The sequence below is a fragment of the Maricaulis sp. W15 genome (assembly GCF_001924955.1).
Taxonomy (GTDB): Bacteria; Pseudomonadota; Alphaproteobacteria; order Caulobacterales; family Maricaulaceae; genus Maricaulis; species Maricaulis maris.
In genome coordinates, this window is record NZ_LQXG01000001.1 from 1 (window position 1) to 22,687 (window position 22,687).

Below are 22,687 nucleotides of genomic sequence, written 5' to 3' on the forward strand. Positions count from 1 at the left end.
ACCGAGGGCATTATCGCTTGCGGTGAAGGGGGGCGGATAAGTTTGGCTGAGTTTTCTCCCCACACACCGTCATCCCGGCGCACGCCGGGACCCGGAATGCGACGCAAGCTGTTGCCATGTTTGACAAATCGAGTTTGCGAGACTGGGTCCTGACTTTCGTCAGGATGACGGTTTTAAAGGCGCTGGGCGGGGATAAGCGCGCGTTTCTCCGCCTAGCCTCCACAGCCTCCGCAAATCCAAACACATTTTTCCCGGCCGCAGCCCCGCAAAAGCGGGGCGGAGAGCCGGGACCAACGAAACGCTCCGGCAAGCAATGAGTCTCCCGTTGGTCCCGGATGGCGCTGCGCGCCTCCGGGAAAAATGAAAAGAGGAGACGGCAAGCGCTAGTCAATGTGGCTCGGCGTATAGGCGTGCGGGCCCATCGTGACGCCGACGAAACCGCCGGCGGTGCGGGTGGAGAGGATGGTGCCGTCGGCACCGCGCAGCAGGTTCTGCCAGCCGCCATCGGGCAAGCGATAATCGAAATCATAGTGCGGGCCGCGGGCCGTGGCCCGGACCTCGATCAGGGCGCCCGCGTTCAGTGCGACCTGTGCGGCAGCGATCACCATGCCGTCTGACGGGTCGTCACTGCCAGCGCGGCGGCGCAGGTGGATGGCGAGCCCGTCTTCGGTCTGCTCAAGACCGATGAAATACCAGTATTCGTCATTCTGCAGCACGGCGAGGCCGGCGCGGGCGCCGGGTGTGTCGGGCGTGAAGCTGAAGGCCAGCTCTGCCAGCCCGAACATGTGTTGCTGGCGCCGTCCGAAATAGGACGGGTTGGCAAAATCGCCCAGTCCGACCGGGCGCGGTTCAAGCAGCAGTGCGTCGCCGTCGAGTTGCCACCAGGTCTCGCGCGGATTGCGCATCATCATCCAGTCCGGCCCCATGGCCTCCGAGTCAAACTCGTCGACCACCGTGAAGGCGCCGGTCATTGGCGCTATACCCGGATCGCCGGCCGGCAGGTCAGGTCTTGCCGCGGCATGGGGAATGGCCTCGCCCGGTCCTGTGATGCGCGGCCAGCCGTCTTCCCAGCTGACCGGCATCAGGAAGGTCTCGCGGCCGGTATTGTACTGGTCGTCGCCATAGGGACGCACGGCGAGGAAGGTCGCCCACCAGTCCCCGTCGGGTGTCTGCACCAGATCGGCATGGCCGGCCGAAGTGATCGGATTGGCGCGGTCGCGCGGCAGGTCCCGCTGGGTCAGGACCGGATTGTCGTCATAAGGCGTGTACGGGCCCGTCGGCGCGTCACCAACCAGCACGACCTGGGAGTGGTTTTCCGCCGTACCGCCCTCGGCTGCCATCAGATAGTAGCGGCCATCGACCTTGTAGATGTGAGGCCCCTCGATCCAGATCGGCTGTTCCGAGAAATCGACGCCGCCATCGATCAGCACGACGCGCTCGCCGAAGGTTTCCAGGGTTTCGAGATTGAATTCCTGGATCCAGACGGCCCGGTGGCCTTCATACTCGGGTTCGCGGTCCGGTGGGCCGTTATTGAGGAGGTAGGCGCGACCGTCCTCATCGACGAAGAGTGACGGGTCGATGCCCCATTCCAGATCGGGCAGCCAGACCGGGTCCGACCAGGGTCCGGCCGGGTCGGTGGCGGTGATCAGGAAATTGCCACCGCAATCGACACAGGTATTGAGGATGTAGAACAGACCGTCATGGAATTCGATGGCCGGGGCGAACAGGCCGCGCGACAGGCCGAGCGTGCCGAAATCGACCTGGTCGGGCCGGTCGATCGCATTGCCGATCTGCTCCCAGTTGACCAGGTCGCTGGAGCGGAAGACCGGCAGTCCCGGGAAATAGGAAAACGTCGAGGTGACCAGGTAGTAATCCTCGCCGGCGCGGGTGTTGGAGGGATCCGGATAAAAGCCGCCGAGCACCGGGTTGAGATAGGTGTCTGCGTCCTGAGCCACCCCCTCATGGACCGGGTCGCCGCCGGAATAGGTGAAGCGCTCGAAACGGGCCGGGGTGATGCCCGGAGTCGGGGATCCGGCGGTTTCTGCGGCGCAGGCCGCGAGTGTGGCGAGGCCGGTGCACAGCAACAGGTGGCGGATCATGTCATGGGCTCCATTTCGGCGGCGCAAGTCTTGGCGATGAAGTCGGCATGGGCGGGCATATGATCCGAGGAGGTCTGCATGGCTTGTCGGATCTGGGCCAGGCGGCGGCGCGTCTCGTCCTCGGACAAGCATTCCGCCACCGGATCGAAGGAGCGCGGCTTCAGGCCCTGGCCGATCATGACGGCGAACCAGCTGGTGTCGTTGAAAAGCTCGTCATTTTCCCGGAAGACCCGGCCATAGCTTTCGAAAATGCGATACTTCTCGGCCAGTCCCGGCGGGATCTGCATGGTCCGGCAATGATCCCAGAAGGGCGTGTCATCCCGCGTCGTGGCGTTGTAGTGCAGGATGATGAAGTCGCGCACCCGTTCGAATTCCTCCTTGGTGCGGGCGTTGAAGCGGTCGATATCGGCTTGCTCGAAAGAGGTGCGCGGGAACATTTGCAGGAGTTTGGCGATCCCGCTCTGGATCAGGTGGATCGAGGTCGATTCCAGCGGTTCCAGGAAGCCCGAGGACAGGCCGAGAGCAACGCAGTTTTTCACCCAGGCCTGTTTGCGCCGACCGGTCACGAAACGCAGCAGGCGCGGCTCGGCGAGCGGTTTGCCGTCGAGATTGGCCAGCAGGGTGGCCGCCGCTTCGTCGTCGGAAATATGGTTGGACGAATAGACATAGCCATTGCCGACCCGGTGTTGCAGCGGAATGCGCCATTGCCAGCCGGCCTCGCGCGCCGTGGCGCGGGTATAGGGTGTGATCTCCTCCGACCCTTCACACGGCACAGCCAGCGCCCGGTCGCAGGGCAGCCAGTTGGTCCAGTCCTCGTAACCGGCCTTGAGGGTTTGCTCGATCAGCAGGCCCCGGAAGCCGGAACAATCGATGAAGAGTTCGCCCTCAATTCGTGTCCCGTTTTCCAGCTCGACGGCTTCGATGAACCCGTCCTCGCCGCGCTGGTGGACCTGGTCAATCTTGCCCTCGACGCGTTTGACCCCGCGCTCCTCGGCAAAACCGCGCAGGAATTTGGCATAGAGATGGGCGTCGAAATGGAAGGCATAGGCGATCTGACCGAGCGGGGAGGTGCCGGCATTGGCGATCGGGCGCATGAATTTGCCGTTTTCGCCGGCCACGGACTGCACCGAATAATCGGTGATCGGGTAAGGCTCGCCCAGCTGGTTCATGCGCAGCCAGAAGGCGTGGAACGAGACGCCTTCCATATCGACGCCGAACGGGCCGAACGGGTGGAAATAGCTGTCACCCTTGCGACCCCAGTCACGAAACTGGATGCCAAGTTTGAAACTGCCCTTGGTGTCGCGCATGAAACGGTCCTCATCGAGACCGAGCATGGCGTTGAAGATCTTAATCTGCGGGATGGTCGCTTCGCCGACCCCGACAATGCCGATGGCGTCACTCTCGACCAGGGTGATGTCGGCATAGTCCGGACCCAATACCTTGGCCAGCGCGGCGGCGGTCATCCAGCCGGCCGTTCCGCCGCCGACAATCACGATTTTGCGGATGCGTTGATCGGTCATTTTGTCCTCATGCGGGTGGTGCCGTCATGGCGGCGCGGCAATGCTGGTCGATGAAGGTCTGGTGTTTGGGCATGGAGGCCACAGCTCCGGCCACGGCCTGGTGCATTTGTCTGAACGCGTCGATGATACGGTCTTCCGGCGCCGCATCGACCAGCGGGTCATAGCCGTCGGGCATTACATTCTGGCCCAGCAGGACTGCGTGCCAGCTCGACTCGGCAAACAGCTCGTCCTCATAGCGGAAGAGGCGCCCCTTGAGCCGGAACAGGTCGAGCTTGCGCTGCAATGTCTCGGGGATCGCCATGTTGCGGCAATGATCCCACAGCGGCACGCCATGACGCTCATTGGCGTGATAATGCAGCACGATGAAATCGCGGATATGGCGGTAGAGATATTCCGCCTGGCGATTGTACTCGGTAATGCCCGCCGGATCGAAATCCTTGTCGGGGAACAGCGCCATCAGCCGGGAAATCCCCGCTTGCGTGATGTGGATCGAGGTCGATTCCAGAGGCTCCAGGAAGCCGGATGCCAGCCCGATGGCGACGCAATTCTTGATCCAGGCCTGTTTGCGGCGGCCGGTCGTGAAGCGGATCGGCTTCGGGGTGTTCAGCGGTTCGCCGTCGAGATTGTCGAGCAGGACGCTGGTCGCTTCATCCTCCGACAGATGGTCGGCGGAATAGACGAATCCGGAGCCGATCCGGTGTTGCAGCGGGATGCGCCATTGCCAGCCGGCATCGCGGGCCGTGGAGCGCGTGAAGGGGGTGAGTTCGCCGGCGCTGGCCGAGGAGACGGCGATCGCCCGGTTGCAGGGCAGCCAGTGGGTCCAGTCCTCGAAGCCGGATTTCAGCGTCTGCTCGATCAACAGGCCGCGAAAGCCGGAACAGTCAACAAACAGGTCGCCGGTGATGCGGTCGCCGGATTCCATCTCGACCGAGGCGATGAAACCGTCTTCCGGACGCTGATGGACATCGACCACCTTGCCTTCGATCCGTTGCACGCCGCGCTGTTCGGCATAGCGGCGCAGATGGCGGGCATAGAGTGAGGCGTCGAAATGATAGGCCCAGTGCAGGCTGGAGACCGGCGATTGTCGGTCCCGGGCCACCGGCCCGAAGCGGTTCTGCCGCGCCGCGACATCACACAGATTATACTCGCCAAAGGCTTCAGCCTGGCCGAGCTGGCGCAGTTTCAGCCAGTATTGGTGAAACTTCACGGCATTCATGTCGGCACCATAGGTCCCGAACGGGTGCAGATAGGTGTGGCCCGGCCGGGTCCAGTCGACAAATTCGATGGCGGTCTTGATCGTGCCCTGGGTTGCCCGCAGGAAGTCGCGCTCGTCCAGGCCCAGCAATTCATTGAAATGACGGATTGGCGGGATGGTCGCCTCGCCGACACCGACAATGCCGATGGCCTCGGACTCGATCAGCGTGATCTTGGTATGGCCATTGCCGATCAGGCGGGACAGGGCGGCTGCGGTCATCCAGCCGGCGGAACCGCCACCGACAATGACAACCTGATCGAGGGTTCTCGGATTGATCATGCGGGTGGCACTCCAGCCTTGAGGCGTGACAGGGCGGCTTGGTGGTCCGGCATGGCAGCGGCGGTCTGCTCTGCGAGCGTCCGGATTTGCGTCAGTCGTGCCGATGCGGCCGCCGGGTCCAGCCGGTCGGCCAGCGGGTCATGGCGGCGGGGTTTGACGCCCAGCCCCAGCCAGGCGGTGACCCAATCGCCTTGGCGGTAGATATCGTGTTCGCGCGCGGCAATACGGCCCCGCGCCTTGAACAGGGCGGTCGCGTGGGCAAGCCGGTCGCTCGGTGCGGCGTCGCGGCAGGCCTGCCAGACCGGTTCGGAGCGCGTTTGCGAACCCAGCACCAGGGCGCTGAAATCACGCGCGGCGTCGCTTTCCCGGGCAAAGGCCCGATTGTGGACATCGGCTTCTGCCCGCATGTCGGGGCCGGTGGGCAAGAGGCCGGGCAGGCGCAGGAGTGTGCGGGCCAGCAGCGGCAGGTCGGCATCGGCCAGCGGATCCGGGCGGCAGGCAGCGGCGCCGACGGCCAGACAATTGCCGGACCAGGGCGTGCTCAGGCGTCCGGGTGTGAGCCGGGCAGTATCGCCGTCATCCGCCGTCGCCGTGAAGCGGCGGGTCACGGTCGCATCGGGCAGGGCGATGGCCATGTGCCAGCCCGCCGGGTCGGCGATGATGCGGGTCGCGGGGGTAAGTGGCGACCGGGGCGTTTCCAGCCGGGTCGCTTCAAACAGGAAAGGCGTGTCGTCTGACCAGTCCTCGCAGGCCGCGTTGATCGCCGCCGCCAGTTTCATCTCCGGACCCGTTGCGTCGATATAGAGGTCCGCTTTGAGATATCGACTCTTGTCCAGCGTGACCCCGGCGAGGCCGGTCTCGTCCGTCTCGATGGTCGTGACGCGGCCCGCACAGGCTTCGATGCCGCGTTGCCGGGCGGTGTCGCGCAGCAGGGCCGTATAGGCGGCGCAATCCAGATGAAAGCCGAAGTCCAGCGTCGACACGAAGTCACGCGGGTTCGGCGAGGGCGGTGCAAAGCGGGCCTGTTTGATCGCCTGCGCGGCGAGCGCGTAGTTGGCATAGTCATCGGTGCCCGGGCCATGGGCTGCGACTTGCTGGTGGAAATGGACCGGTCCCCAATTGGCGCCGATGGCGCCATGCGGCTGGACGAAGTCCGGTTCGCCGTCGCCGCGCCAACCGGAAAACAGCCGGCCAAGCCGCGCTGCGCCGCCGGTGCGCGCCAGGATGTCGCCATCATTGAGGCCGAGGCGGCCGTGCAGCATGCGTAAATCGGGCGGCGCGCTGAGCGCGGGCGCGCAGACCGGCCCCTCTTCATGGACAATCCGCACCGAGGCACCCGGCAGACCCGCGACGGCTTGATGGGCCGCGAGCGCCGTCAGCCAGCCGTCCGGACCGCCGCCGATGATGAGGATGGAGAGGGGATTCGCGGCCGGTTCGGTCATGCTAGTCCGCCGTTGCATGGGCGTGGGCGGACAAGACTTCGGCGTGGCCCGGCATGGCGGTCGCGATTCGCGTCAATTCGGCCGCCAGCGGCCGGATCCCGGCGGCGGCATTGACGGCCCGCGGATCGAGCCGTTGCGGTGTGATGTGCTGGCCGAGGAAGACGGCCTGCCAGCTCGGTTTGAGGAAAACCCCGTGCTCATAGTCCGCGATCAGGCCGCGCTCGCGGAAATGCTCGATCTTGCCGGCAAGGCTGTCGGGAATGTCCATCTCGCGGCAGTGGCGCCAGAATTCCGTGTCGTCGCGCTGTGTGGCCTTGTAGTGCAGGATCAGGAAGTCGCGGATGCGGGCATATTCCTGGTCCATGACACGGTTGAATTCGTCGGCCTCGGCCGGGTCCCATTCGCCGGTGGGGAAGAGGTCGAGCAGATGGCCAATGGCCGACTGGATGAGGTGGATCGAGGTTGACTCAAGCGGTTCGAGAAAGCCGGACGACAGGCCGATGGCGACGCAATTGCGGTTCCATTGCCGTTTGCGCTTGCCGGCCAGGAAGCGCAGCCGGTTTGGTTCGGCCAGGGCTTCGCCTTCCAGCTGGTCGCGCAGCAGGGTTTCGGCGCGCTCATCATCCATGAAGGCGCTGGCATAGACATGACCATTGCCGACCCGGTGCTGCAGCGGAATGCGCCAGGCCCAGCCGGCCTCGAGCGCCGTCGCGCGGGTATAGGGTGGCAATTCGCCTGTCGCGGCGGATGGCAAGGCAATCGCCCGATCACACGGCAGCCAGTGCGACCAGTCTTCATAGCCGGTCGCGAGCGCCTGTTCGGTGATCAGTCCGCGAAAGCCCGAGCAATCGATGAAGAGATCGGCCTCGATCCGCTGTCCGCTCTCGAGGCTGACATTGCGCACATGCCCGGTCTCACCATCCACTTGCACGTCGGTGACGCGGCCTTCTGTGCGGATGACGCCGCGGGCTTCGGCAAAATCGCGCAGATAGCGCGCATAGGCCGCGGCATCGAATTGGAAGGCGTAGGCGTAGGTCGAGGCGAGATCGCGGGGATCGGAGGCCGGTCGCGCAAAACGTTGGCCGCGTGCCATCGCGATCGGCAATGAGTAGTCATCGATCGAACCAAGGGCGGTCTCGCCGCCGCTGCGCAACCAGTCATGATGAAAGTCGACGACCGCGCCGGGCACGCCGAAAGCGCCAAACGGGTGCATGTAGCTATCGCCGATGCGACCCCAGTCCCGGAACTCGATCGCGAGCTTGTAGGTGGCGTGGGTGCGCGCCATGAAGTCGGCTTCGTCAATTCCGAGGCTGGCATTGAAGTGACGGATATGGGGAATGGTCGACTCGCCGACCCCGACCGTGCCGATACCCTCGGATTCGACCAATTCTATGCGAACCCGGTCGGCCCGGAGGCGGTGGGAGAGTGCCGCGGCACACATCCAGCCGGCGGTTCCGCCGCCGATAATCAGGATGTGATCGACCTTATTGTCTGACATTGCAGCCCGGCCTCCCCGCCGTTCTTCACGTGAGCTTATCGGCCCACGACAATCGACGTCAACGTTCTGTGTCTGTGAAATAGCAAGCAGGAATAGGGTTCTAGCTATCAATTGACAACGTGGACAACTTCGTTAGCGTTGCAATCGGGGAACACCTAAGTGCGAGGTTCGAATCTATTGGGGGTGAAGGCTTGCCATGCCCGGAAACTAGGGTTACCCATTTAATTAATCAGACATTTGCGACAAGCAAAATTAGTAGCGCTAACAATTGCGCATCAAAGGGGAGGAAGTCTGATGGAAAGATCATCAACGTTACCCGTGTATCTGACGGGACGTGGCCGCAGCCGGGGCTGGAAGGAAGGCGTATCCGCCTTTGCTCTGACCGCGCTGTTGGCCGCAACACCGGCCTATGGCCAGGAAACCGAAGCAACCGATGACACCGATGATGCCGAAGTCATCCAGGTCACGGGCTTCCGGTCCAGCCTGCAGACATCACAAACAATCAAGCGCGACAGCGAAGTGGTGGTCGACTCGATCACCGCTGAAGACATTGGCGCCCTGCCGGATCGTTCTGTCACCGAGGCGCTGCAGCGCGTCCCGGGTGTGTCGATCGACCGTTTCCGGGCTGGTGTCGATCCGGACCACTTCTCGATCGAAGGTTCCGGCGTCGTCGTTCGCGGTCTGACCTGGGTTCGTTCGGAACTCAATGGTCGCGACACATTCTCGGCCAATAATGGCCGCATCCTCAGCTTCTCCGATGTTCCGTCCGAACTCATGGGCGGCGTCGACGTGTTCAAGAGCCCGTCCGCCGACATGATCGAGGGCGGGATTTCCGGCACGATCAATCTGCGGACCCGTCGTCCGTTTGACGGCGCGCCGACGATTTCTGCCTCTGTTGAGTCCAGCTATGGCGACTTTGCCGAGGAATGGGCGCCGACCTATTCCGTGATGGCGTCCAATCGCTGGGACACCGGGACGAGTGGCGAGTTCGGCCTCTTGTTCAACTATGTGAACTCCGAACTGATCTCACGTTCTGATGGTCAGCAGATTTCCAACTACGCGGAGCGCACGCTCTATGACAATGGTGATGTGGTCGATCCGGGTGCGGGTACGGCCGTGGGCCAGGTCTACTTCCCGCGTGGTGCCGCCTTCCGTTCACAGATCTTCGAGCGTCAGCGCGAAGGCCTCGGGGCTGCAGCCCAGTGGCGTTCGGAAGATCGCACGATGGAAGCCACGCTCCAGTATCTGCGCTCCGACTCGCAACAGGCCTGGACCGAGCATGCGATGGAAATCGCGACCGATAATGTGGCGTCATCAGGCGACTCCCGTGCTGTGGCAGGGACGCAGCTGACATTCGGGCCGACCGGCTTGTTTACCGGCGGTGCCATCACGTCCGACGACAATGGCTGGCGCGATGACCAGAACGGTGCCGATGCTCGCTCCCCGATTGGTGGCCTGCAATCGAACAATATCCGTCGCGATGTCATGCAGAACTATCTGACCGAGGATATTGGCTTCAATTTCAAGTGGACACCGAATGAAAGCTGGTCATTCAACTTTGATTTCCAGCGTGTCGAATCCGAGGTTGAGGTCGAAGATATCGGTCTGTGGGCGTCGACCTACCAGAACGTCGTCATCCAGATGAATGGCGATGACATTCCCGATATCAGCTTCACACCTCCCGGCCTCAACGGAGTGCCGTGTGCCGGTGATCCCGGTACAGCGAACTGCCCGGGATATTTCCGTGCGCCGCATGACAGCTTTTCGGATCCGTTCAACTCCTTCCCGCGGGCTGCGATGGATCACATCGAGCAGAGCGAAGGGACGCTCGACTCCTTCCGCGCCGACGGTGAATACCATTTCAACAATCCGGATCGTTGGGCTGAATCCATCCGCTTCGGCTATCGTCACGCTAACCGTGACCAGATCACACGTTTTTCAACCTATAACTGGGGTGTGATCTCCGAGCAGTGGGGCAATGGTGGCCCGGTTTGGCTCGATGGCAATGTCGCCGGTGTCGGTAATCTGGCGGACTATTTCTCACCATTCGCCTTCGACAACTTCATGCAAGGCGATGTTCCTTCCCCGACTGGAAGCACGCCACCTGTGTTCTGGAATTCGAACATTCTTGAGAACTACGACACGTTTGCCAATTTCGCGTCTACGGTGGCCAATAGCTGGCGTCCGACGACGACCTGTGAAAACTGGGAGCCGCTCGCGGAGCGTTGCGGCCAGATGGAGCCGGGCACACCTTTCCTCCTGCAGGAAATCAATCCGATCCAGGAGACCTCAGACGCGCTCTACGCCATGCTGCGTTTCAATCAGGACGTCGGCGATGGTGTTGAAGTGTCAGGGAATTTCGGTCTGCGCTGGGTCAGCATGAACCGCGAAACGCAGGGCTATCATTCCTTCACTGACGTGACGTTCGCCTCAGATGCGGAATGTGCGGCCATCCCGGCGGGGCAGACGCCGCCGAACTTCTGTCTGCTCAGTCAGGGGGATCGTGATGCCGCCCGTAACTTCGCGGACGGCTCGATCACACCGAACACGACCAGCCACGACATGGAATACTACCTGCCGAGCTTCAACATCGTCGCTCGGATGGAAAACGGCTGGCAGTTCCGCTTCGGCGCTTCCAAGACCATCACCATGCCGGATGTCGGCCTGACGCGGAACTACTACAACATCACCCTTCAGGGACCGGAATTCGGTCAGAACAATGAGTTCCTCGGCCCGCGGATCAATTCCACGGTCGGCAATCCCTATCTCGATCCGATCGAGTCGATGAATTTCGACGCGTCGGCCGAATGGTATTTTGCCGATGTCGGCTCGCTGACCGTCGCGTTGTTCTACAAGCAACTCGACAATGTCATCACGAATGGCACCGAACGTCTGGTCTTCACCAATAATGGTGCGACTTTCGACGGTATCGTGACGACCCCGTCGAACTCGCCGGAACAGGGTACGGTCAAGGGCTTCGAGATTGCCTACCAGCAGACCTATGACTTCCTGCCGGCTCCGTTCAACGGTCTCGGCATGAATGCCAGCTACACCTATGTCGACAGTGAGGGCGTGGTCCAATCCACCCTTTCCGCGACCGACCCGGATGTGGCAGCTGGTCGGGTGGCGAATATCGACACCAGCCTGCTCCCGCTGCAGGGCCTGTCCGAGCACACCTTCAATGTGTCCGGCTTCTACGAGACGGACCGGGTGGCGCTGCGCCTTGCCTACGCCTGGCGGTCTGATTTCCTGGTCACGGTCCGTGACGTGATCGTGCCCTACTCGCCGATCATGCAGGAAAGCGGCGGCCAGCTTGACGGGTCGGCCTTCTACACGATCAACGACAATATCCGTGTCGGGGTCCAGGGCGTGAACCTGCTTAACCAGGTCACCCGCACCAGCCAGGTTCTCAATGACGACCTGCTGACGGCGCCGCGGTCCTGGTTCATGAACGACCGCCGGGTGACCTTCATCCTGCGCGCGACCTACTAGTCGCATCGATCAAGGGGGGCGCAGGTGCCGGTTCGCCGCACCTGCGCCCCCTTTTTGTCCGGTAACAGGCCTTGGAGGGGCACATGACCAAGATATTCAATCGGCGCGAAGCCCTTCTCTTGGCTGCTGGCGGTCTGGCTGCCTGTGCGGCTCCCGGCCTGCTGGCCGAGGAAACACCGTCCCTCCATGCGCTCGCCGAGGCGAAGGGAATGCGTTTTGGAACAGCGGTTGGGATGGGGCGGCCCGGCACGTTGACCGGCGCTTTCAATGACCCGGGCTACCGGGCGCTGATCGAACGGGAATGCGGCATCCTGGTCCATGAGAATGCCCTGAAATGGTATGTCATGCGTCCCGATGCCGGGACCTTCTACTACGACCCGGCCGACCAGCTGGTCGAGTTCGCGACCGAGCAGGGCATGGCGATGCGCGGTCACACCCTGTTGTGGAACCGCGAGGAGTTCTCGCCGGCCTGGGTCAATAATTACGATTTCGGCAGCCGTCCCGGCACCGAGGCCGAGCGGCTTGTGGTCGAGCATGTCCGGGCCGTGGTGGCGCGCTATCGCGGTCGCATCACCTCCTGGGATGTCGTCAACGAGACCATTGATCCGGCGACCGGCCAGCTGCGGGAGACCTCGCTGACCCGCCATCTCGGCGAGAACATTATCGATATCGCCTATCACGCCACTCGCGAGGCCGATCCGGACGGGCAGATCGTCTACAATGACTATATGAGCTGGGAGGCCGGTCACGAGACCCATCAGGACGGCGTGCTGCGCTTGCTCGATGGCATGGTGGCGCGCGGCGTGCCGATCGATGCGCTGGGGGTCCAGAGCCATATCGGGTCGGGCAATTACGACACGTCAGTCGGTTTCGACACCGCTCGCGATGAGCATTGGCGCGGCTTCCTCGACCATGCCACCGGGCTGGGCCTCGATCTCGCAATCACCGAATTCGATGTGCACGACAAGAACCTCCCATATGATTTCGCCGATCGCGACCAGGCGGTCGCCGACCTTGCCCGGCGCTATCTCGACCTGATGTTCAGCTATCCGCAGACCCGCGACGTGCTCGTCTGGGGCCTGTCCGACCGCTACACTTGGCTGCAGGGACTTTGGCCGCGGGCCGATGGCGAGCCGAAACGCCCGACCCCGTTTGATGCCGACTTCCAGCCCAAACCCCTGCGGGCGGCGATAGCTGCGGCTTTCGAGGCGGCGGCGCCGCGCGGCTAAGCGGAACCGGCCCAGGCGCTACATCTTGATGCAAGGCGGAACTGTCTGTCACCCTGGTGTGGACACCAACCGGCACGCGCTTACTTCAATACTTGCCTTTGCGCGCCTGTGGGCCATTTATGCGCTCAGGAGAATGCCATGCGTCGTGCCAGTTTCTTGATTGTTGTCCTTGTCGCCTTTGTGGCGATGACCGTCATTGTTGCCGTCCGGGCCTTGTTGCCCGGCGGGGATGAGATGGCGGGACGTGGCGAGCGTGTCCTGCCAGTGGCCGTTGCCGCAGTGCCGAGCGTCGAATTCGCCGATGTCGTCGAGGCGCTCGGAACCGCGCGGGCCAATGAGACCGTGACGGTCACGGCGCGGGTGACCGATACGATCTCGCGGATCAATTTCGAGTCCGGCCAGCATGTCGCCGCCGGTGCAATCCTGGTCGAGCTGACCGATACGGAAGAGGCCGCCGGCCTGGCCGAGGCGCGGACCACGCAGCGCGAAGCCCAGCGTGATCTTGATCGCACCAATGACCTGATCGCGCGCGCCGTTGTGCCGCAATCACGATTCGACGAGGCGACCGCTGCGCTTGAGCGGGCGCGGGCCCGGGTGGCGTCGATCGAGGCGCAGCTGGCTGATCGCATCGTGCGGGCGCCCTTCGCCGGCATTGTCGGCCTGCGCGAAGTCAGTCTTGGTGGCCTGGTCCGCCCGGGCGACACGATTGCGCGGCTCGATGATACCAGCCGTATCAAGCTCGACTTCACCGTCCCGGAGCGCTTCCTGTCGGTGGTGAGTGCCGGCATGCAGGTGGCGGCGGAGACCTCGGCCTATCCCGGTGAGGTTTTTACCGGCGAGATCGCCCAGATCGACAGCCGGATCGACCCGATCACGCGCAGCGTCACCATCCGCGCCGAAATTGAAAACCTCGACGGCCGCCTCCTGCCCGGCCAGTTGATGACCGTCGCTGTTCGGCGTGATGTTCGCAGCCATCCGGCGGTGCCGGGCGCTGCCCTGACCCGCTATCTCGACCAGACCTTCGTCTATGTGGTTGAAGAGGCGGCCGAAGGCATGATTGCACGCCAGCGCAGTATCGAGCTGGGCCGCCGCGCCGGTACCATGGTTGAAGTGCTCGACGGGCTGACGGCCGGCGAGCAGATCATTTCCGAAGGCGTGCATCGCATTCGCGACGGCGCCGCGGTTGAAATTACCCGCGAGATGCGCCTCGGCGCCAATGGCGTGATGGCCGGGGTCGCGGCAGGTGGGAGCAGCGCGGCCCAATGACACTCTCCGATGTCGCCGTCCGTCGGCCGGTCCTGGCCTTTGTCTTCTGCGCCCTGATCGTCGTCTTCGGCGTCCTCGGCCTGCGCGGCCTGCCACTGCGCGAACTGCCGGATGTCGACCGGCCGGTGGTGTCGGTATCGGCGGATTATCCCGGTGCCAATGCCGAGGTGGTCGAGAACCGCGTCACCCAGATCATCGAGGATCAGCTGTCCGGCATTGATGGTGTCGACACCATCACCTCCTCCTCGCGCGACAGCTCGTCCCGGGTCACGATCACGTTCTCGCTTGATCGCAACATCGAGGCCGCGGCCAATGATGTCCGCGACGCCGTTTCACGCATTATCGATCGGTTGCCCCAGGATGTGGAACAGGTCGAGGTCCGCAAGCAGGACAGCGATGCCCGGCCCTTCATCTGGTATAATCTCCTGTCCGATCGGATGACGTCGGAGGAGCTGTCGGACTATGCCGAGCGGGCGCTGCTGGACCGGTTTTCGGTCATTGATGGCGTCGCCCAGGTCCGTATTGGCGGCCAACGCCGCTACTCGATGCGGATCTGGCTTGATCCGCAGGCCATGGCTGCGCGCGGCGTCACGGTGGCGGATATTGACGGCGCCCTGCGTTCCCAGAATGTCGAAGTGCCCGGCGGTTCGGTGGAAACGCCCGACACCCAGATCGTGGTCCGTGTCGAGCGCCTGTTCGCCGACCCTGAGGCCTTTGCTCGCCTGCCGATCTCGCGCACCGGCGAGGGCCATGTCGTGCGCCTTGCCGAAGTCGCCGATGTCGAACTCGCCGCCGAGGAGCCGCGCACCTTGTTCCGCGGCAATGGCCAGAACATGATCGGGCTCGGCTTCGTCCGCCAGAGCCAGGCCAATTCGGTCGAAGTCGCCGATTCCATCGCGGTCGAGGCAGACCGCGTCCGCCTCACCCTGCCGGAAGGCATGGAGATGATTTCGGCGTCGGACGACACGGTCTTCATCGAGGAATCGATCAAGGAAGTCTGGCGCACCCTGGCCATCGCCGCGACCCTGGTCGTGCTGGTGATCTATCTTTTCCTCGGCAGCCTGCGCGCCGCCATCATCCCCGCTGCCGTGGTGCCGGTCTGCCTGATCGGCGTGTTTGCCGTGCTCGCCGTCGCCGGCTTCTCGATCAACATCCTGACCCTGCTGGCCCTGGTGCTGGCGATCGGTCTGGTGGTCGATGATTCGATTGTCGTGCTGGAAAATATCCAGCGCCGGGTCGATCTCGGCGAGCCCCCGGCCCTGGCCTCCCTGCGCGGCGGGCGTCAGGTCTTTTTCGCAGTGATCGCCACCACCGCGGTTCTCGTCGCTGTCTTTGTGCCGCTGGTCTTCCTGCCCGGTTTCATTGGCCGCATCTTCACCGAGCTGGCCCTCACGATTGCCGGTGCCGTGGTGCTGTCCAGCTTTGTCGCGCTGACCCTGTCGCCGATGATGGCGTCCAAACTCCTGCGTCCCAGCCGCGAAGCCAAGGGCTTGGCGAAATGGGTCAATGGCATCGTCAATATGGCCCGGCGCTCCTATCGCGACAGTCTGGAAATCGCGCTGAAAATGCCGCTCCTGATCATCCCCTTCGTCGCCGTGGCGATGGCGGGGTCGGCCTTCCTGCTCGACCGCTTGCCGGCCGAGCTGACACCCCCGGAAGACCGCGGCTCCTTCTTCGGCCGCTTTGCCGGGCCCGAGGGCGCGAGTTTCGACTATATGTCGCAGCAGGCCGACCAGGTCGAAGCCATCGCGATGGAATATGTCGATGCCGGCGAACTGCGCCGCGTGCTGGTGATTTCGCCGGGCTGGGGCGGTAGCGGTTTCAATTCCGGCTTCGTGATCGGCACCATGACCGATTGGGGCGAACGTCGCCCGGGCAGTGACATCATGCGCGACCTCAATGGCCGTCTCGGTCAGCTGACCGGAGTGCAGGCCTTCGCCTCGATGCGCTCCTCGCTGGGCGGCGGCGGCGGCGGTGATGACGTGCAATTTGTCCTGCAAGGCCCTGATTATGGCAGTCTCGACCAGCAGGCCGAGCGGCTCATGGCCGCGATCCGGGCCGGCAATCCGGGCCTTCTGCGAGCCCGCAAGAATTACGAGCCGACCAGTCCGCGCCTCATCGTCGACATCAATCGCGAGCGCGCCGCCGATCTGGGCGTCTCGGTGTCCGAGATCGGCCAGACCCTGCAAACCCATCTCGGTTCGCGCCGGGTGGGTCAATTCATCGACCGCGGCGAGGCCTATAATGTGATCCTCGAAAACCGGCGCGAGGAAAGGTCCAGCCCGCAGGATCTGGAAACGCTTTACGTGTCCGGCCGTGGCGGCCAGCTGATCCCGCTCTCCAACCTGGTCGAACTGCACGAGGTCGGCGAGGCCTCATCGCGCAACCGGGTCGATCGTCAACGCGCCGTCACCATCTCCGCGACCTTGGCCGAAGGTTACACGCTGGGCGAGGCGGTTGAATGGCTCGACGGCTGGGCCCAGCGCGACCTGCCGCCGGAAATGGGCACCACCTATCTCGGCGGCGCCAAGGAATTCCTCAGCGCCAACTCGGCTGTCCTGTTCGCCTTCGGCATGGCCTTGCTGATCGTTTTCCTGGTCCTGGCAGCGCAGTTTGAAAGCCTGATCCAGCCGCTGGTGATCATGCTGACCGTGCCGCTGGCGGTGGCCGGCGGCCTGTTCGGACTGGAACTGGTCGGCTCCAGCCTCAACATCTATTCCCAGATCGGCCTGGTCATCCTGATCGGTCTGGCGGCCAAGAACGGCATTCTCATCGTCGAATTTGCCAACCAGCTCCGTGAGACCGGTCGCGATCTGCGCACCGCGACACTCGATGCCGCAGAGACCCGTTTCCGGCCGATCCTGATGACCGGCATCTCCACCGCCATCGGCGCTTTTCCGCTGGTGATCGGCTCTGGCCCGGGCGCGGAGAGCCGCATCACGATCGGTGTGGTGATCTTCGCCGGCGTCGCCGTGGCAACGCTCTTCACCCTGTTCGTGATCCCGGTCGCCTATGGCGTGCTGGGTCGTTTCACCAAGACGCCGAACTGGGTTTCGCGCCAGCTTGAGGACGAGGCTCGGGCCGCCGGCGATGACGGGGTCGAGACCGCCGCCGAATAGGCGGCGTGTCAGCCTTGCCCGGTAAAGTCGGGCGTCCGCTTGCCCAGGAAGGCGTTATAGCCCTCGCGGAAATCATCGCTCTGGAAAGCGTCGAGGAAGAGCTGGCGGGTCTCGTCGGTATCGCCGTCCACGCCCTGCCGGATGAGGTGGATCACCCGTTTGATGGCGCGCGCCGACCCGGTCGATCGTGACAGCATCATTTCGAGATAGGCGCCAACCTCGGCGTCCAGCTCGTCCGGTTCGAAACAGCGATTGACCAGGCCCATGGCCAGCGCTTCGGTTGCGTCGATCAATCGTGCCGAATAGAGCAGGTCCTTGGCGGTCGACACGCCGACGGCGTCGATCAGGCGCTTGGTGTCGTTGAGCGTATAGGCGAGGCCGAGCTTGGCGGGTGTGATCCCGAAACGGCCATCCGACGCCGTAAAACGCAGGTCGCAGGACAGGGCCAGGCCGCAACCGCCGCCGATGCAGGCGCCGCGGATCACGGCCAGGGTTGGCTTGGGAAAATGGGCCAGCGCGTCGAGCCCGCGCGCAATGGCATTGGTATAGGTTTGGGCCGCCTCGGCGGTGGCATAGACGGTGTCGAATTCCGAGATGTCGGCCCCGGCGGTAAAGCTGCCACCCGCACCGCGCACGACCAGCGCCTTGATCGTGTCATCGCCCGCGGCTTCGTCGAGCAGGTCGGGCAGGGCCGTCCACATGGCCGCGTTGAGCGCATTGCGGCGCTGCGGCCGGTTCAGCACCAGTTCGGCATGATGGTCGTGGCGGTCGAGATGGATCGGCGCGTCGGTCACGGCGGTCTCCGGGCTGGCGGACAGTATCCCTATCTGCGCCAGCCCGGGTGTGCCCGGCAAGTCTTGGCCGATCTGGCGGTCAGTTGGCGGTGTCGCCGCAAGTCCGCATCGCGTCGGTGTCGGAGTCGAGACGGATCTCGCTGATGCCGATTTCGCCGCCGCTCTCGGGCAGGGAGAGAATGAAGGCCGAATTGATCGCCTGCATGTCCACACCCGCATCAGCGAAACAGTTGAGCGAGATGCGATATTCGCTCCAATTGCCCTGCATGATGGTGATCGGGACGCTGGCCTCGCATTCACCGTCGGCGGCGCATCCGATCCCGACGCCGACCTGTTCCGGCGCATTGCCGAAAGCGCGGGCCTGGAAGGCGAGTTCCATGGCGCCATTGGCCTGTCGCTCCAGATCAACCGGCTCGGCCGTATCGAGGCGGAGGCCTGTCATGCCGGCCTGCCAGGTTACTTGAAGGGAGTCTTCCTGCGCAGTTCGGTCCGTCGCCCGCACCTGGATCCCGTCGAGCTCGGCGGGCAAAGTGTCGGCCGATGCGCTGGCCCCGCCTGACCAGATCGAGGCCTGCCACGGCGTTACCGTCTGTCCGCGCGTGTAATAAGTGCCGTCCGGCGCACTGTCGCCATCGGCGAGGCCGGAGACTTCCGACAGTGCAGCCAAAGCGCCGTCATCATCAAAGCCAAGGCCATAGCCAAGCGGGAAGAGGGGCGCGTAGGCGTCATCGCCCGGATTGAGCGGTTCACCCAGAGCATCGCCGGGCCAGGAGAAGGACAGGCGTCCGGTGAAGTCAAAGGCCGGGTCGGTGCGGAACAACATGTCGGCAATGCCGCCGCCCTCGCTGCCCGGCAGCCAGGCCGCGACAAAGGCGTCGGAGGCGTTGATCTCGGGATTGGCCCACATCGGACGTCCCGACAGGAAGACCGAGACGACCGGGGTGCCGTTGGCGCCGAGTTCGGCAAGACGGTTGGTATCAAACCCGTTCGGCACGAAATCGAGATGTTCCCGGTCACCTTGGAATTCCGCATAGGGGTTCTCGCCATAGACCGCGATGACGACATCGGCGGCGGCGGCGGACGTGCCGTCGGGATCATGGATGACGCTGCCGCCGGCCGCTTCCACGGTCTCGCGGATGCCGTCGAGAATGGTCTGGCCGTTGGGGAACTCCGAATTGTCGATGCCACCGCCCTGCCAGGACAGGGTCCAGCCACCCGACGCCTTGGCGATGTCATCAGCCCCGTCGCCGACCACCAGAACGGTCAGGCCGGGATCAAGGGGCAGGGTCTGGTCGGCATTTTTGAGCAGGACGAGGCTTTCACGCACCGCCTGGCGGGCCACGGCGCGGTGCTCGGGTGCCGCCAGCACGCCGGCATTGCCGGCCAGCGGGCGATCGCTAGGCTGAGATATTTCGAAAATACCCGAATTAATCTTCACGCGCAGGATGCGGCGGACGGCATCATCAAGGCGTTCCTGGCTGATCTCGCCGGAGCGCACATGCGCCAGGGTGGAGTGATAAAGCTCACGCCAGCTGTCCGGCGCCATATACATGTCGAGGCCGGCATTGAAGGCCTGCGGGCAATCGGTCGAGGTGCAGCCCGGGATCAGGCCATGCCCGTTCCAGTCGCCGACCACGAAGCCCTGAAACCCGAACCGGTCTTTCAGGATATCGGTTAGCAGCGCCTCATTGCCGTGCATCGGCTGGTGCCACCAGCTCGAGAAGGACGCCATCACCGTCTGCACACCGGCCGGAATGGCGGTCAGATAGCCGGCGGCGTGAATGTCACGCAGCTCGGCCTCGCTGATCAGCGCATCGCCCTGGTCGCGGCCGTTCTCGGTGCCGCCATCGGCGAGGAAATGCTTGGCGCTTGAGATGACATGGCCAGTCGACATGAAGTCATCCGTGCCCGGTCGCCCCTGCAGCCCGTACACGATCCGGTCGCCATAGGAGGCAACGATGGCCGGGTCTTCGGAAAAGCCTTCATAGGTCCGGCCCCAACGATCATCCTGCGGCACGGCCAGGGTCGGTGCGAAGGTCCAGTCATGGCCGGAGACGGAGAGTTCGCGCGCCGTGACACGGTAAATCTCTTCGATCAGGTCCGGGTTTCGCGTCGCGCCAAGGCCGATATTGTGCGGGAAGACGACGGCGCCGCGCAGATTGGCGTGACCATGGACCGCGTCGATCCCCCAGATGATCGGGATCGCGGTCTCCACGCCCTCCGGGTCGATCGAAGCGTTGAAATAGGCATCGGCCGCCTCAAGCCAGGTCTCTGTATCAGCATAGGGCAGCGGTCCCGGCGCAGAATTGCCGCCGCTGAGAACCGAGCCGAGCCGGTATTCGCGGACTTCCTCGGGCGTCACCGATCCGCTGTCAGCCTGGATGACCTGACCGACCTTCTGCTCGACCGTCATGGTGGCCATGATCGCGTCGATGCGCGCCTCGACCGCGGGGTCGAGCGGCGGCGGCGTGAATTCCGGCCACAGTTCGGGGTGGATGACACCGTCGGCGGCGACGGGGGCGGGCGTCTCATTGGCGACATCGACCGTTTGCGACGTGTTGGCGGCGTCGCTCGGCTGGCAGGCGCCCAGCGCCAGCATGGCAAGGAGCGATACGGTGGTGAGGCTATGGGTTCGGGTCAGTCGGGTCATGATGGTGTCCTCAATCCGGATCAGTCATTGCTGTGGGTGGTGTCGAGATAGGCGGCGATCCAGAACAGGGGTGCGTTCCAGTTGATGGCCACCTCGTTGAGCGCATAGGCGCGGTAATTATCGGCCCAGCAGGCCTGCGGCGCACACTGGCCGCGCATTTCGGTCGCGACCGGGTCGCTCATATTGGTGGCGTTGGGTCCGCCGGAGACGGCGCCGGGTGGCGCCGGCGGGTATTCCGGATCGGCGCCGGCGCCCCAGAAACGGTGGTGCGGATGGCGCATCGCACGCTCGCCATAGCCGCTGACATAGGACTGGTCGAGCGCGTTGCGGCCGAGCAGATAGTCGATGGCGTCGATCACGGCGTTGCGGTAATCGGCCTCGCCGGTCAGCGTGTGCGCCATGGCCAGCACAATGCCGCGATTGGCCAGATTGCCGTTCGAACCCCAGACATACTGGTCCGGGCTGAACGGGAAGGCATAACCCTCCATCGCCCGGTCAGCGAGATAGCGATCGGCGGTGTCGATGATCTGCTGACGCGCCGCTGCAAGCAGGGCGTCATCCTCGACCGTTTCGGCGGTGAGCAAGGTGAGGGCTGGCAGCAGGTCAACGGCTGGCCAGGCGATCGTGGCGCCGCGAACCTGCAGCACGGGCGCTTCGGCCGGCGCCGCGGCATCGCCCTGTACATCCGTCAGATAGGCGGTCTCGCCAGTGGTGACAAAGAGCTCCGTCGCCGCCCAAGCGAACTCGTCATCGAGACGGAAATCACCATAGGCGCCGCCGCCGCCGAAATTATTGTAGGCGTAGATCTCCGGATAGGCGCGGGCTGCGGAATAGGCGCGCCGGGCCGCGTCAAGGCAGCGGGCGGCAAAGTCCGGGTCGATCTCGCGCCAGAGCCGCGCGGCCTGGGCCGCAGAGGCGGCCAGGTTCAGGCTAGCCGCGGTGGAGGGCGGCAACAGGAAGCGTTCTTCCTGCGCATCCGCCGGCAGGATGGGAACCGGCAGCCAGGCCCGCTCATGGACCTTGTGGTGGACCAGGCCAGCGGCGTCGATCTCGCTCAATTGCAACGGTTCGCGACCATCCTGGCGACCCAACGGCACCGACAGGCGGGCCCCATCGGGCACTTGCATGGCGAGCATGAATTCCAGCTGCCAGCGCGCCTCGTCCAATATGTCGGAAACGCCATTGCCGTTTTCCGGCATGGGTGCCCGGCCATCGGCCCACATGGCGGCGACCGGGTCGGGTTGGCTGCTCAGGCGTTCGACGAAATTCTGCAGCGTCCACACGGCGATGCTGCCATTGACGACGTATTTGCCGTAATCGCCGGCATCGGCCCAGCCGCCGGTCACATCAAGCCGGTAGTCGCAGCCCGGCCAGACATTGCCCGCCTCGTCCGTGCCGTGAAAACAGGTTGGCGTGCTGTGCGGGAAGCCGGCGTCGCGGACCCAGGCTTCGCCTTGCACATGCGCGGCTTCAATCGGTGTGCCCAGCCGGTTGTGATAAAAATAGGTCAGGCTGTCGACGCTGAGCTGGTCAAAAGGGCGGTCCGAGACGGTGAAGGCGCGGCTTGTGGTGCCACAGGCCTCGATCCGGAATCCCTCTCCCGCCATGTCCAGCGCTGACAGGTCAATCCGGTGCAATGCGTCGGCTGAGGTCGGATTGGCGCCGAAGACCTCGCTCGTCCCGACCGCGATCACCGTCCCGGCAGCGTCGACTACCTGCCAGTCAACGGGTTCGGCGTGGGCCGTTCGCAGGATGGCCAGCTTGCGGCCCCGGGTCTCGAAACCATGCTGTGTCAGGCGAAGGGCGGGTGCGTCTTGCGGTGCGGCTTCGGCGGGCATGCAGCTATCTGCCAGGGCTGGCGTTGTCGCGGCGACAGCCAGGGCCAGGCCGGTTAATCCGACAATCCGCCGCGCACGCGGTTTTGCAACTCGCCTCATCCTCTCCCCCATGGTGTCGCAGTGCCGCGTTTTCGCCCGCCGACCTGTTCCAGCCTGCCGGACCGCAATTGGTTGCTGGCCATGCCCTGCCTTGACAGGTGTCGTTC

At 64.0% G+C, this 22,687-nt stretch carries 12 protein-coding genes; 4 read left to right on the forward strand and 8 right to left on the reverse strand.

Annotated features, from left to right (window positions below; genetic code table 11):
- Positions 1–383: 383 nt before the first annotated feature.
- The 5 genes from AWH62_RS00005 to AWH62_RS00025 are packed head-to-tail and all read right to left on the reverse strand — an operon-like array spanning position 384 to position 8,093.
- Positions 384–2,099, reverse strand: a complete 1,716-nt coding sequence (locus AWH62_RS00005; protein ID WP_075188419.1) for a glycoside hydrolase family 43 protein — start codon at positions 2,097–2,099, stop codon at positions 384–386.
- Entirely contained in the window at positions 2,096–3,619 is a 1,524-nt protein-coding gene (locus tag AWH62_RS00010; RefSeq protein WP_075188420.1) for a tryptophan halogenase family protein, read from the reverse strand. The genes AWH62_RS00005 and AWH62_RS00010 overlap by 4 nt, the downstream gene beginning before the upstream one ends.
- 7 nt (positions 3,620–3,626) lie before the next feature.
- A complete protein-coding gene (locus tag AWH62_RS00015) occupies positions 3,627–5,153 on the reverse strand; it encodes a tryptophan halogenase family protein (protein WP_075188421.1) in 1,527 nt (508 codons plus the stop codon).
- Positions 5,150–6,595, reverse strand: a complete 1,446-nt coding sequence (locus AWH62_RS00020; RefSeq protein ID WP_075188422.1) for a tryptophan 7-halogenase — start codon at positions 6,593–6,595, stop codon at positions 5,150–5,152. Before AWH62_RS00020 ends, AWH62_RS00015 begins: the two co-directional genes overlap by 4 nt.
- 1 nt (position 6,596) lies before the next feature.
- Positions 6,597–8,093: a tryptophan halogenase family protein gene (locus AWH62_RS00025; RefSeq protein WP_075188423.1), complete on the reverse strand. Its 1,497-nt coding sequence runs from the start codon at positions 8,091–8,093 to the stop codon at positions 6,597–6,599.
- A 294-nt stretch (positions 8,094–8,387) separates the two neighbouring features.
- Here AWH62_RS00025 and AWH62_RS00030 point away from each other — a divergent pair, with 294 nt between their 5' ends.
- The 4 genes from AWH62_RS00030 (at position 8,388) to AWH62_RS00045 (ending at position 17,199) form a co-directional block, all read left to right on the forward strand.
- A complete protein-coding gene (locus AWH62_RS00030; protein ID WP_075188424.1) occupies positions 8,388–11,585 on the forward strand; it encodes a TonB-dependent receptor in 3,198 nt (1,065 codons plus the stop codon).
- Positions 11,586–11,668: 83 nt separating this feature from the next.
- Positions 11,669–12,814 carry an endo-1,4-beta-xylanase gene (locus AWH62_RS00035; protein ID WP_075188425.1) on the forward strand — a complete coding sequence of 382 codons (1,146 nt, stop codon included), beginning with the start codon at positions 11,669–11,671 and terminating at the stop codon, positions 12,812–12,814.
- A 138-nt stretch (positions 12,815–12,952) separates the two neighbouring features.
- The gene (locus AWH62_RS00040) at positions 12,953–14,080 is read left to right on the forward strand and encodes an efflux RND transporter periplasmic adaptor subunit (protein WP_075188426.1); all 1,128 of its coding nucleotides are present in this window, start codon (positions 12,953–12,955) and stop codon (positions 14,078–14,080) included.
- Positions 14,077–17,199, forward strand: a complete 3,123-nt coding sequence (locus AWH62_RS00045) for an efflux RND transporter permease subunit (RefSeq protein ID WP_075188427.1) — start codon at positions 14,077–14,079, stop codon at positions 17,197–17,199. The genes AWH62_RS00040 and AWH62_RS00045 overlap by 4 nt, the downstream gene beginning before the upstream one ends.
- A gap of 8 nt (positions 17,200–17,207) precedes the next feature.
- On the opposite strand, the gene AWH62_RS00050 is transcribed toward AWH62_RS00045, so the two are convergent.
- The 3 genes from AWH62_RS00050 to AWH62_RS00060 form a co-directional block, all read right to left on the reverse strand.
- Positions 17,208–17,993 (reverse strand): enoyl-CoA hydratase/isomerase family protein, encoded by a 786-nt coding sequence (locus tag AWH62_RS00050; RefSeq protein ID WP_075188929.1) that lies wholly within the window; start codon positions 17,991–17,993, stop codon positions 17,208–17,210.
- 79 nt (positions 17,994–18,072) lie between these two features.
- On the reverse strand, positions 18,073–20,643 hold the full coding sequence (locus AWH62_RS00055; RefSeq protein ID WP_075188428.1) for an exo 1,3/1,4-beta-D-glucan glucohydrolase: 2,571 nt from the start codon (positions 20,641–20,643) through the stop codon (positions 18,073–18,075).
- 20 nt (positions 20,644–20,663) lie between these two features.
- On the reverse strand, positions 20,664–22,580 hold the full coding sequence (locus tag AWH62_RS00060; RefSeq protein WP_198928848.1) for a glycoside hydrolase family 9 protein: 1,917 nt from the start codon (positions 22,578–22,580) through the stop codon (positions 20,664–20,666).
- Between the last annotated feature and the right edge of the window lie 107 nt (positions 22,581–22,687).